This is a genomic window from Shewanella eurypsychrophilus (assembly GCF_007004545.3).
GTDB lineage: Bacteria > Pseudomonadota > Gammaproteobacteria > Enterobacterales > Shewanellaceae > Shewanella > Shewanella eurypsychrophilus.
On sequence record NZ_CP045503.2, the window covers coordinates 3,243,799 to 3,256,674 of the forward strand.

Genomic DNA, 12,876 nt, shown 5'->3' on the forward strand with positions numbered 1-12,876 from the left:
AACGCGCCATAAGCGCGTTTTTTAAACTGGTAATAACCTATTTCGATTCGTTTTTAGCAACTCTGTCGATGTCTACAAGATCTAATGTGATATAAACAGTTTCATCTAAGAAAGCATCTGGAGTGTTAACTTCCTCTTCCTCTGTCACTGTTTCGTCCTCATCTGTCTTTGCCTCATCTTCGGCGTCCAATGTCTTTACGACTTCTAGACCTTGACTAACACGACGTTCATTCAAACGATCAAGCTGTTTCTTTTCATTGCTTTCACGTTCAGTAATTCGCTCACTTTCCACCAATGAAACGGTTGTTTCGCCGTGATGTTTCTTAAAATCGGCGATATCTTGGTAAATGTAGCCAAACTCGACATCATCTTTAATTCGATATTGATGTTTAGAATCTAGGTTAGTAATTAAATTAGGGGTTATATCACCTAAGGTACCGTATTGAGCAACGGGCACCTTATCCCAAGGTAAGGCATTTTCTTCTTCGGCCTCGCCATATTCACCAGGTTCTAGTGCACTTGGGAATGAGATATCTGGCGTGACGCCTTTAAGCTGAGTACTGCCACCATTAATTCGGTAAAACTTAGCAATCGTATATTGCACATGACCAATAGGCTTTTCATACATATCGTAGATACGGCCTAAGCTCTTATGTTGCTGCACGGTACCTTTACCAAACGTAGATTCACCCACAATCAATGCACGGTCATAATCTTGTAATGCTGCGGCGAAAATTTCAGAAGCTGAGGCACTGTATCTGTCTACCATCACAGTAAGAGGACCGTTATAGCTGGTTCGGCCATCGTTATCACGATTTTGAGACACCTTACCGTTAGCATCTCTGATCTGCACAACAGGACCTTGTTCGATAAATAAACCGGTCAATAAGGTCGCTTCTGTTAATGCACCACCACCGTTGCCACGAAGGTCGATGATAATGCCTTCGACTTGAGCTTCTTTAAGTTTGACGATCTCTTTAGATACGTCTTTAGAAAGGTCCATGTAGAAACCAGGAATTTGAATCACCCCGATCTTACGATTGGCATATAATCCATTGTCAGGTTCAATCACTTCAGAAGTAGCCGCTCTGTCCTCTAAACGAATCTTGTCTCGAACAATGACAACCTCGAATGGTTTAGCCGAAGATCCACCTTTCTTTGGTAAGATCTGTAGGACGACTTTGCTGCCTTTCGGTCCTTTAATCAGCTCGACGACATCATCTAGACGCCAGCCGATGACATCGACAACTTCCTTACCTTCTTGACCTACACCAACAATTTTATCTTCAGGAGATAGCTTTTCACTGGTTGCCGCTGGGCCCCCTGCAACCAAGCTCTTAATCACGGTATAGTCATCATCCATTTGTAATACTGCACCTATGCCTTCAAGGCTTAGGTTCATTTCCATCTGGAAGCGCTCAGCATTACGTGGAGAAAGATAACTGGTATGGGGTTCGACAGTACGAGAGAAGGCATTCATTACACCTTGAAAAACATCTTCACTCTTGGTCTGGCTCAATCGTTTAATTGCATTGTTATAGCGTTTTTCTAGAACCGGAACTATTTCATCCCATTCTTTACCTGTTAACTTCAGGTTTAATGCATCGTACTTGACACGCTGTCGCCAGAGTTCATTGACCTCTGCTTCACCTTTAGGCCAAGTCGCGTCCTCACGGTCATACTGATACTTATCGTTAGCAACAGTAAAATCGATCTCTTTATCTAACAAAGTTAATGCATAGGCAAAACGGTCGTAACGTCGTTTTTGAACGAGTTCAAACATTTTGTAAGCAGGTGTTAAATCACCGCTTTTAAGCATGTCGTCGAACTGTTTTGAATAGATACTAAACGTGTCGAGATCACTTTGAAGAAGTACATTGCGTCTGTAATCAAGCTGTTTAAGATAGCGTTGAAATACTTGCTCAGAAAATGCATCGTCTAAGTCAAATCTATGATAATGAGAACGAGTGAAGAGACCGGTCACGCGTTTGCTCGCAACTTTATGTTGCGGCTCCTGCGTTAAAGCGGGTAACTCGCTGAATGGAATTGTTGGGGTTAACGCCCATGCCGAGAATCCGACAAAAATACTGGCGATTGACGCAGCCAGGGTAATTTTTCGCATCAACAAGTTACTCCTTTACTAAATTTATAGCATGATGTGCTCAACGTTAACTTTTACCGTTAGACCTGAATCTAACTGTACTTGAACATCTTGCTTTTTAATGTCAACGATAACACCAGATACAGGTGACTTACCTAATTTGACATTAACACGCTGATTTTGTTTCAGCTCATTTAACACTGCTGGCGTTAAATTAACAACAGGTGCAGATTCTTTCGCTGGCTTTTTAGGCGCTGGCTTGGCACGTTTAGGTGCTGGTTTCTTTGCCTGTTTAGCCGCTTGAGCTTCTTTCTTAGCTGCAGTCGCTTTAGCAACACGCTTAGCTTTGGCTTTTTCTTGGCTTTCTTTAAGTGTAGTTTGAGCGTGATCAATATGTTCTTGCTCGAGTTCACCACATTCTTTGCCATCAAGGTCTATACGCTGTGCTCCAGCTTTTACACCTTTAAGATAACGCCAGCTACTAGTATAGCGTCTCAAAGCAATTCTTAATTGAGTTTTACTGACTTTAGAATCATCAGCTAACCTTTCAGCCAACTCTTGAAACAATCCAATCTTTAATGGCTTAGTTTCACCCTCGGCAATAAAGCACAAAGGAAATGTTTCATATAAATACGCAAGAATTGCGTTGGTGTCGGTCAACTTGTCTGTTGATTCCATCATTACTTCCACAGTTAAAAAATGGGCACGAGCAAACCTAAGGTATAGGTAAACTAATGTCGTTTATATTTGTCTTTCGCAGGTCGAATCAGATAGCCTCAAAGAGTCATCTCTTTTTCAACACGTATACGGCAGACATACTTTAGCAATTACAATTAACAAACGCCAAGCATTCCTTCAGGAACTCACTCTCGACGTCCTTAGTATTCGAACCGCCTATTATAAACCCGAGTTTGACGATTGCGACCATCAATTATGCAAAATCGGTTGTAGTTTAATCAAATAACGCTTTTTCTAAGCTTAGAACCAAGTTTTCTAGGCCAATTTGATCAATTTCATTAAAACGGTCGAGTTTAGGGCTATCGATGTCGAGTACGGCAATCAGACTATTACCACTCATTACGGGTATCACAATTTCCGAATTACTGGCCGCATCACAAGCAATATGACCGGAGAATTGGTGCACATCTGCCACTCTAAATGTTTTATTCTCTAAAGCTGCAGAGCCGCAAACGCCCTGACCTAATGCAATTCGAGTGCAAGCCACTTTCCCTTGGAATGGGCCTAAAACTAACTGCTCATTTTTAAGCAGATAAAAACCCACCCAATTGAGGTCTTCGAGAGTATCGTTGATTAAAGCCGAGAAATTGGCCATTGCCGCAACAAGATCATCTTCTCCTTGCAGTAGCGCTTGTGCTTGGCGATTTAATGTTTGGTAAAAATCAGAACTCATACTCACTTCCTAACAAATTTATTTTTTAGTTTCAGATTTTTTTGGCGTTTTTATCGCCTTTGTCGGTTTTTGTGGCGCCATGCCCTTAAGTAAGCTTAATAACTTTTCTTTATTTTGCGCTAAAAAGAAACTGATTTTCTCGCAAGTTCCATCATCAAGCTCAAGATCTGATTCAGTGAGAAAGGGAGTCAGGTTATCTGCGATATCAAGCATCTTATCGTAGGCATCAGCCTCCTTCTTAGATGTGAATGTCATTTTTTCCACCCCTTCTCTGACCACTACAAATTTTGTTACAACTGCCATAACACCCTCGTCACTGTTTATATATACAGTTATAGAGTCTCATAAAAATAACTTCTTATGCAAGTATTCTAGAAAACCTGATATTATCTGACTGATTATAGTGTGATATCTACAAATCTATAAACACACTGGCAGTTGAAATCAATGTACAATTAGTACGTTAACAGATATGACTAAGTGAAGAATTAAACTGTAGAAGGTGTATTGCCTAGCTTGAAACCATTAATCGAATATAATTGTGCAGATTCAAGTGTGACTTTGTGTCGCTCATGTGATCTGGTGATAAGTAAACGCGCTTTGCCTTCCGGCGTGCGTGCGCTTTGTCCTCGATGCCACACCACTCTTTACGATACTCCCTATTGCTCTATCAATGGTATGCTCGCGCTGTGTTTAACGGCTCTTATTTTTTTTATACCCGCTAATTTACTGCCCGTACTTGAGTTACACTTTCTGGGCAGCATCAGAACAACTACGACCATAGAAGGTGCTATGGCGGTGGCTAACCAAGGATATTGGATAGTGGCGATTGCAGTCCTGGTCTCAGCAGTTATCGCACCCGGACTATTATTGATATCGGTTCTCACACAAATTTTAATCATAAAATATCGACTCAATGTTCCTTTTTTCCGTGAAGTATTAAAACGCTTGTTACGTTTTCACGAATTAATCACCCAGTTATCTATGCTAGAAATTTATATGATCAGTATTTTCATCTCCGTTTTTCAACTTACTGATTACACCGATATCTATCTTGGAATGGGCACATTCTGTTTTGCAATGCTATTTCTTGTGACTCTGTTTCTTCAACGTGAATATCATATCGAACACATGTGGAATATCATCGATGAGTAAGGTCTCTCAAAAACAGCAAGGTAAAGATCTTGGACTCACTCTCTGCCCTTCTTGCCAACAGTTATCGGTCTACAAGAAGCGTCACTGTTCGCGATGTGGCAGTGTTTTAGCGTTAAGGGATGATTCCAGCCTGCAAAAAAGTTGGGCCTTACTCATCACTGCAGCCATCTTGCTTATTCCAGCGAATATTTATCCCATCACTATATTTACCAGTCAGGGACAAACACGGCACGATACGATATTCACAGGGATCACACACTTGGTTGATCTTAATATCATCCCCATTGCCATTATTTTATTCACTGCCAGCATTGCGGTACCCATATTAAAGATTGTCGGTCTAACCATATATTTAACCGCCATAAGCTTCAGACTGCCTATCTCAAAGAAAAAACTCATGATAGGTTTTCATATCATAGAATGGATAGGTCGTTGGTCTATGCTCGATCTGTTTGTTATATCAATTACTGCAGCACTGGTAAATATGGGCCAATTGCTCGATGCTAGACCTGGCCCTGCTGCAACCGCATTTGCTTTAGTGATTTTATTGACTCAAGTCGCAGCTAAAGTATTGGACACTCGTTTACTCTGGGATCGACTGGAATCGAAAGATGACTCAAATTGAAACACCGAAAGTGGTAAAAAAGAAACTTTTTTCGCCTATTTGGCTATTGCCTATAGTCGCTGTAGTCCTTGGTTCGTGGCTCGGCATTAAAAGTATCAGAGAAGCAGGCATTGAAGTGCGTATCCACTTCCCAAGTGCTACTGGTATAGACGTGGGGAAAACACTAGTTCGTTATCAAGGTCTTACAGTAGGTAAAGTTGTTGATATCAGCATTGATGATGATCTTCAGGGGGTAAATGTCGATCTTAAAATGGATTACAGAACAGATCCCTTTCTTAATGAAGAAACCAAATTTTGGTTAGTCACCCCCAAAGCATCCATTACCGGTGTCGAAGGTCTCGATGCGTTATTCTCAGGAAACTATATTGGCATACAGCCTGGTGGAGGAAAATTTCAATCTAGCTTTGAAGCTGAAACAAATGCGCCGATCATGTTGCCTGAAACTGACGGGCTTATTATTGAATTAACCTCTGATACTTTAGGCTCACTCGACGTAGGCTCTCAAATATTTTACCGACAAATTCCTGTCGGCAAAGTCATTAGCTATCGTTTAGAGGGATCGAATCAAATATTACTCAGCGCATTTATCCAGAAACAATATGCCCACTTAGTAAAAACTGATTCACAATTTTGGAATGTATCAGGGTTAACAATTGATGCTTCTCTTTCTGGCATTCAGATAAAATCTGAAAGTCTTTCGACCATTCTTGCTGGCGGACTCAGTTTTAGCTCATCTGACGAATCTCAAAGAGCGAAAAACGGTCATAGTTACCATGTTTATGACAGCCAATCCCTCGCGCAAGGCGGTATCGAGTTCCGCTTAACTGCCAATGATTCAGATGCCGCTTCCACTGGAACCTCAATTGTGTTTCGGGGTATTGAAATAGGCAGGATCACTGATACGAAATTAACAGATTCCGGCGTCCACTTTACCGCTAAAATAGACAAAGAATACGCTCAGCTACTTTCACAAACTTCAAACTTTTGGTTGGAAGGAGCTGAAATATCCTTGTCAGGCATCAAACATGCAGCAAGGCTTCTTACGGGGAGCGTGATTAACTTTTCACCCGGCACCGGGGAGCCAGCACAACAATATGCTTTACTAAATAGTGCGCCAGAGCAAGATGCACAGTCAAAATTGCAATTATCCCTCACTGCAGACAACAATCCAGGTGTCAGTATCGATGCGGAAGTTCGTTATAAGCAGTTACCGATTGGCAAAGTCAACTCAGTACGCTTGAATGATAGCCTTACCGCCGTTGAATATGGCATCGAAATTTGGCCTGAATTTTCTAATTTAGTCTCCAACGATAGTTACTTCGTCCCAGAAAGCGCGCTTTCTATCGACGCATCAATTGACGGTGTTTCAGTAAAAACTCGGGACCTGTCGACGCTAACCAATGGGGCTATCAGCTTAATTCAGGGCCAGAGTAAATCCGTGGCTAAAAACACTAGCCAACTTTCTTTATTTATATCCATTGATGCGGCGAGCCAACACTTTGCTAATCTCAATATGACCAAACTGACATTAACAAGTCCAGATGGCGCAGGCCTTTCATCAGGCTCTCCTATCTATTATCAAAAAATGCAGATAGGAAAAGTGGATAGTGTTAGTTGGATTCAAAATAATGACAAGTTCGCCATTAAATTAAGCATTCAAAAGCAATTCGACTCTTTAGTAAAAACCAATAGTATTTTTTGGCGTAATAGCGCGATGACCATCAGTGCAGCCCTTTCTGGAATTGAAATTGATGTGGCACCACTCGCTGGTGCAATAAAAGGAAGTATTACTTTGGGCTTACTCGATAACGACAAAGTAGGCTCTCAAACCCACCTTTATGGCTCTAAGGCACTTGCTTTGGCGCAAGCTTTACCTATCACGCTCACCTTCCCAGCGGATGTAAAGCTAGCAGCAAATGCACCCATTCGATACTTGGGCCATAAAGTCGGTGAAATTGAAAGAGTGACGTTAAATAATGACCTAAGAAGCATTAGCGCTGATGCATATTTATATGGCGACTATGCTAAACATTTTACACAAGTGGACGCTGAGTTCTTTCTTGTGGATGCAGAGATATCGCTATCAGGCATTAAAGCACCAGAGACAATACTCACCGGCCCTTACGTAGGGGTGAAACCGGGTGTTAGCTTACAATCTAGCCACCATTTTAATGGAGCAATCACCTCTTCAGTTCAAACCAAAGAAGGCTGGTTGCAATTCACGCTTGAAGACAGCACGCTAGGGTCTATAAAAGCGGGCACGCCAATCATATTCCGTGGCATAAAAATTGGTAGCATCGATGCGTATCGGCTGTCTGATAAAGGCAATTCTGTTCAAATGTCTGCCCATATCGAGCCTAAATATAGACACTTAGTGAATCAATCTAGCCAGTTCTGGGACTTATCCGGAGTTAAAATCGATGTGGGTCTTTTTTCCGGTGCCAAAATTGAAACGGGTTCACTAGAGAGCATCTTGGCCGGCGGTGTTGGTGTCGTCACTGAAATGCAAACGAAAAGTGACAATCAACTCGCTGAGGATGCGCATTTTATCTTGCATAAACAACTTGCCCCTAATTGGGTCAACTGGGCACCAGAACAAAACAGCCATTAATCTGAGTACTTCAATTTAATGGACATCAGCCTCAGAGCCATCAATGAACCTCATTGTTGGCTCTTTTATATCATTTGATTGATCTCAATTGGGATCATTAACTATGATTCCATAACCAAATGATATTAATCGCTCATCTCAGGGAGCTTTATGTCTAAAGAAATGATGCAACTGGCCGCCCGTAATTTAAAGAAAGCGGTGCCGTTAATGTTAAAGCACCAGATCCCTACCACCCCAACGAACTATGCACTCTGGTACACCTATGTTTCGGAACAAATGCCTGAGTTAAACCTCAGGCTTGACACTATCATCGAGCAACATAAAACGTGTCCACCCACTAATTCAGAGTTGTTGTATCGTGAATTTGTATCTGATCCCGTTGAAGTCGATGTGTTAGACATGCGCCAGAACCTTGAAGCTATGGCAACAGAATTAGCACACTCATTAAAAGATACCAATCTTGATGTCACTCAATTTCAGCGACGCATAGACAGTAATTTCGATAAACTAAATCGTATTGAAGAAGAAGGTGTCAGCCTTGAAAAAGTACTCGGTGTGGTCAGAGGTTTAGTTAAAGAATCAGATGAGATCCGCTCAAGTACACAATACTTCACTGGTCAATTGAGTAAAGCACAACAAGAAATTGAAGCATTAAAGCGTCAGCTGGAAAAATCAGAACAAATCGTATTATATGATGCGTTAACCAGTATTTTTAATCGCCGTGCATTTGATAATGATCTTAAAGGCACACTGAGTCAGTCACCTGACGGACTTTGTCTAATATTGATAGATATCGACCATTTCAAAGCATTTAATGACAATTACGGACACCTTCTCGGTGATCAAGTCTTAAAAGCAGTTGCTAAACGACTGCAAGAGGCTTGCCGTGATGGCGCTAAACTATACCGCTATGGCGGTGAAGAGTTTGCCGTACTCGTTCCTAATAGCCAACTAAGTTCAGCCCGTCATTTAGCCGAAGCTATGCGTCGAGGCTTAGAAAAGGTCTCACTTAAAGACAGACGAAAAGATGTCCGTATCAATAAAATCACCGCATCTTTTGGTGTTGCTCAATGGAACAAGAACCTCAAAAGTACCGAGATCATCGAAATTGCCGATAAGTTACTCTATCAAGCTAAGCGATTAGGCAGAAATAGAGTCATGCCGATACCCGGCTAGCATGACTCACTTGGCTTCAAACAGATAAAGGTAGCGCACTCACGACTAACCTAAACTCACTTCTGGGTGTAAGCGAGTTAAAAGGATAACAGGTGATCAAAGTTAATTGATCGGTAAGATTTGATTCAAGCACATAGGTATCTGTTTCGTGCACAATGTGGGTTGACGATACCTGATAAAAACGCACCCTATTGTTTGCATCTTCAAACTTTATTATACGGCCGCTTTCTATTCCGTTTAACACTGAGAAGTGCGTATCATTGTGCCCGGCAATAACCCGGTTACCTTGGGGGAAGTCCAATCCCCCCCCCTTAACACGAGTAGGTCCAAAAGCAAGATTTCTACCCGAAGTACCTGACAACACATAAAGCGATCTACCATCTTTCTGTTTATATTGACCTTTTTTCATTAAGGTCAACTTAGCGACAGGGTATGTATCAGCCCAACTCCAGGGCTTATGTGGCTGGTTATCTAACAGCGTTTGTTGCCAGGCTTGATGAATAAGATATTGTGCAAAATACGCTTTTGCTTGCATATAAGAACCCTTAGCCAAAAATATCACCCCTAATATGAAAATAATGCCAACAAGGCCGAAACGAGCGTTGACTCTTAGTTTAATATTTCTAATCCTTCTCTCCTCTCAATGCTAAAACTAGCAAGATAAGCCAATGCCAAACCAAGTAACAGCATGCCAATAATGATAAGAAGTCGACTTTCTCCACCTGTTTGAGGTAAGTAGCCCACTGAGGTTTGCCAGTCAAAGGGACTCGCTTGCACAACATTTACATGATTAGAAAGCACTGCCGGATGCTTTACTGGAGTCATATCTACAGCTATCAAGCTGGTATGTCGGCTAACTAAGTGATAGTTAAGTGCCAATGCCGTTATCTGTTTTTTTATTCTGGCATTGTTGACGCCATCTTTGCTCATCTCCAAGGCTGCTATCTGTTTTCTAGCCCAAACGAGATCTAATCCTGCCGCTTTCTTCCGCTGATCCAAAGGCAAGTTAGTATGCCAATATTGATTATTTATCATGCCAGAGACCAACACCTCTGATGCTGAATTACGGTACAACTTCGGCGTTAACTTTATCGCCACCAGCAAAGGTTCATTAGCATATAAATCAGGGATCCTTGCAGGCCAGTGATCGGGGATCGTACCATCTAAATAATGAAGCTCTACACCGGTCACCTGAGGACGTTCAATTTTATACATTAGCGCTTCAATTTTTTGCTGAACTTCATCTAATTTACCGATATAAGTAAATGTTCCTCTGCCCACTTCTGCTGCTCTTTGCATAAAATGAGAATTAGGCGCTGAGCCAATACCGATAGTAAACAACCTCGCTTCACCTACATGCTCTTTAATAAAAGAAAATAACTCTTTCTCATTTGTCACAGCCCCGTCTGTCATAAACAACACTTGCTTCAGCCGTGTCGTTTCAATATCACTATCGGGCTGACGATTAGCGGTTAATGCCCTGTCTAACGCGGGTATCATTTCAGTTCCCCCATCGGCAGTTAATTTTCGAATAAATTGATTCGCTCTACCGATATTACGCGCAGTTGCAGGTAACGACTCTGCAGATAGCACATTCACATAGGAGTTAAACGCTATGATATTAAAAGTATCTTCGCTTTTTAGGCCCGCAAGGGCGAAACCCATGGCTTTTTTAGCTTGAACAATCGCTGCACCTGACATAGAGCCCGAAGTGTCGATAACCAATATCAGCTCTCTGGCAATAATATTTTTGTTATCCCCAAGCTCAGGTGGGATCAACATCAACAGCGCGTAATCGCTATTTATTGTTGAGCTGGTTGTAGTGGTATGAGTTTGTCCTTCCTGAGCATAAACCGCAGCAATAGGCTCACTTCCTGAAACGGGTTTCCATTTCAATACAAAGTCTCTATTCGCAGCCGTATCATTCAGCAATTGGATCTGATAATGAGTATTGGTTAATGGCTGTGTATCAATATCATGAAAGTCACTGGCTATCTCGCTTATCTCTGAACCTGCGTCTAAATCTATATTGATGCTCACTCTGGGCGTAGCCTCCTCTGTTGAAGTCGAGGAAAACTGAGACGCGAGAAAATGATTAATTTGCGAGCTTGTTGAAAATTTACTGGCTTCATCTTCAGTCTTTTGCTTTGTAGGTCTGTACCTAGGATTCACTAACATTGGAAACCTTAGGCTAAATTCTCCTTGTTCATAACTCACAAGCTCTTGATAACTTATCTCTACAACTAAACTTTCATTCGGTCCTAAATTTGCTACTGAAGTAGTAAAAATATTAGGCCGAACTTGTTCAACTAAACTGGCACGTTTTCCGGTCGCTTTGGCGTGTTCAAAGCGTTGCTTTGCCACTCCTCGCTCCTGTACCTGTCCCTCTATCACTCTTGAGCCCACTAACAGCTTCATATGATCAACTGCAGCCTCATTAGGCAACGGAAACAAGTAATTACCATTAATCCATGAATCTGTATTGTTCATAAATGTCTGTTTGACTGTGACCCTGTTAACCCAACCAGAAATTTTCATATCTACTTGTGTCTCTAATGGCAAAGCCAGATGCTGCTGGTTTTCACCATGCAGTTGATACACTAAGCTTCCTTGCGTTATCTCCATGCTGGAAAACGCAAGGCTGACGTTGGCCCAACAGACAAGGCAGAATAACCAGAAAAAGCGTATTAGATTAAGCCCCCCCCTAAAGGGGAGATCTGAGGTTGTTTTTTTAAGTAAAACCGTTCTCATATCAATATTCCTTTACCATGAAAACTGATTATTGATTTGAAGCAACGGCTGAATCTTCAGTAACAAACTTGATTGTGACTCTTCGATCGAAGAAGTCATTTTCAAAACTTTGCTCTGAGGTGATCGGCGCACTCGCACCATAGGCTCTAAAATCTAGCCTTTGCTCTTCTATACCCTGACTCACTAAGTAGTTTTTAACTTCGGCAACCCTTTGCTCTGACAATGCTTGGTTATAGATGGAGTTTCCCCTTCTATCGGCATAGCCGGTTAAATCAAGTCTCAGATCATTAGACATGAGCAATGCACTTGCTAATTCATCTAGTTGAGGTTGAAAGTGTGTTTCAAGCTGGGATGAACCAGTCTTAAACTGAATATTAAGTCCGAGTTCTAATTCAGACAGCTTCTGTTGCCTAACAAGCTTGAGTTCTTCAAGTTCATATTTTGCTGATTCATACTGGTTTGATATTAATGCAAGAGACTGATTATCATCATTCAATTTAGTTATCTGCATTTGCTGCTCACTGAGCTTTGCTTGCTGTGATTTCAGTTCTGTCTCATCGCCAACTGACTTACCAATAATAGCGCCAGTAAAGGCACCAATAATTGCCCCGACAGGACCAGCAACAACAGCACCAAGAACAATGCCAGAACTAACGCCAATGAGTTCTTCATGATGCTCACGCTGACTCTCTATTTCTGCTGCATCGCTCATAGATGAGAAAGTTAATGAACTCATCACTAGCACGGTAATTAATTGTTTCTTCATTTCTATATCCCTAATGTCATTAACGTGAAATATCTGTTTCCTCAGCGAGTGGAAATCCTCGCTTCGATTCGATATGAAGATTAAAACCAATTTAGATGACTTTGACGGGGACAAAAAGTGGCATTACAGGTATCAATTGTGGCAACAAAATGGCAATTGCAGATCCAAGATACTCGCCAGCTTATTTTACTGTATAGTCACACTCAAATAGAGTTACACGGCGGTTTAACTTCAGCCGCAGTATTATTGAATGACTCAAATTCAATAATAGATTAAGGAA

The 12,876-nt window shown here is 41.5% G+C and carries 12 protein-coding genes; 5 read left to right on the forward strand and 7 right to left on the reverse strand.

What is annotated here, in order from left to right; genetic code table 11:
- Positions 1–37 precede the first annotated feature (37 nt).
- The 4 genes from prc to FM038_RS13715 form a co-directional block, all read right to left on the reverse strand.
- The gene (prc, locus tag FM038_RS13700; RefSeq protein ID WP_142871057.1) at positions 38–2,122 is read right to left on the reverse strand and encodes a carboxy terminal-processing peptidase; all 2,085 of its coding nucleotides are present in this window, start codon (positions 2,120–2,122) and stop codon (positions 38–40) included.
- A 24-nt stretch (positions 2,123–2,146) separates the two neighbouring features.
- The gene (proQ, locus tag FM038_RS13705) at positions 2,147–2,779 is read right to left on the reverse strand and encodes an RNA chaperone ProQ (protein WP_142871114.1); all 633 of its coding nucleotides are present in this window, start codon (positions 2,777–2,779) and stop codon (positions 2,147–2,149) included.
- 274 nt (positions 2,780–3,053) lie between these two features.
- Positions 3,054–3,512 carry a GAF domain-containing protein gene (locus FM038_RS13710; RefSeq protein ID WP_142871058.1) on the reverse strand — a complete coding sequence of 153 codons (459 nt, stop codon included), beginning with the start codon at positions 3,510–3,512 and terminating at the stop codon, positions 3,054–3,056.
- 18 nt (positions 3,513–3,530) lie between these two features.
- A complete protein-coding gene (locus FM038_RS13715) occupies positions 3,531–3,815 on the reverse strand; it encodes a YebG family protein (protein WP_142871059.1) in 285 nt (94 codons plus the stop codon).
- Between the two features lie 225 nt (positions 3,816–4,040).
- Here FM038_RS13715 and FM038_RS13720 point away from each other — a divergent pair, with 225 nt between their 5' ends.
- From FM038_RS13720 to FM038_RS13735, 4 genes are all read left to right on the forward strand, one after another.
- Positions 4,041–4,667, forward strand: a complete 627-nt coding sequence (locus FM038_RS13720) for a paraquat-inducible protein A (protein WP_142871115.1) — start codon at positions 4,041–4,043, stop codon at positions 4,665–4,667.
- On the forward strand, positions 4,660–5,292 hold the full coding sequence (locus FM038_RS13725) for a paraquat-inducible protein A (RefSeq protein ID WP_142871060.1): 633 nt from the start codon (positions 4,660–4,662) through the stop codon (positions 5,290–5,292). The genes FM038_RS13720 and FM038_RS13725 overlap by 8 nt, the downstream gene beginning before the upstream one ends.
- A complete protein-coding gene (locus FM038_RS13730; protein WP_142871061.1) occupies positions 5,279–7,903 on the forward strand; it encodes an MlaD family protein in 2,625 nt (874 codons plus the stop codon). Before FM038_RS13725 ends, FM038_RS13730 begins: the two co-directional genes overlap by 14 nt.
- A gap of 150 nt (positions 7,904–8,053) precedes the next feature.
- On the forward strand, positions 8,054–9,079 hold the full coding sequence (locus FM038_RS13735; RefSeq protein ID WP_142871062.1) for a GGDEF domain-containing protein: 1,026 nt from the start codon (positions 8,054–8,056) through the stop codon (positions 9,077–9,079).
- A 16-nt stretch (positions 9,080–9,095) separates the two neighbouring features.
- Here the strand turns inward: FM038_RS13735 and FM038_RS13740 are convergent, their stop codons facing one another.
- From FM038_RS13740 to pdsO, 3 genes are read right to left on the reverse strand one after another with little or no spacing between them, the layout of a single operon-like run.
- The gene (locus FM038_RS13740; RefSeq protein ID WP_223292864.1) at positions 9,096–9,641 is read right to left on the reverse strand and encodes a class GN sortase; all 546 of its coding nucleotides are present in this window, start codon (positions 9,639–9,641) and stop codon (positions 9,096–9,098) included.
- A 47-nt stretch (positions 9,642–9,688) separates the two neighbouring features.
- Positions 9,689–11,830 (reverse strand): marine proteobacterial sortase target protein, encoded by a 2,142-nt coding sequence (locus FM038_RS13745; RefSeq protein ID WP_142871063.1) that lies wholly within the window; start codon positions 11,828–11,830, stop codon positions 9,689–9,691.
- Positions 11,831–11,858: 28 nt separating this feature from the next.
- Entirely contained in the window at positions 11,859–12,596 is a 738-nt protein-coding gene (gene pdsO, locus FM038_RS13750) for a sortase-associated OmpA-like protein PdsO (RefSeq protein ID WP_142871064.1), read from the reverse strand.
- Between the two features lie 138 nt (positions 12,597–12,734).
- Here pdsO and FM038_RS13755 point away from each other — a divergent pair, with 138 nt between their 5' ends.
- Positions 12,735–12,872: a hypothetical protein gene (locus FM038_RS13755; RefSeq protein WP_185965693.1), complete on the forward strand. Its 138-nt coding sequence runs from the start codon at positions 12,735–12,737 to the stop codon at positions 12,870–12,872.
- Positions 12,873–12,876: the final 4 nt, after the last annotated feature.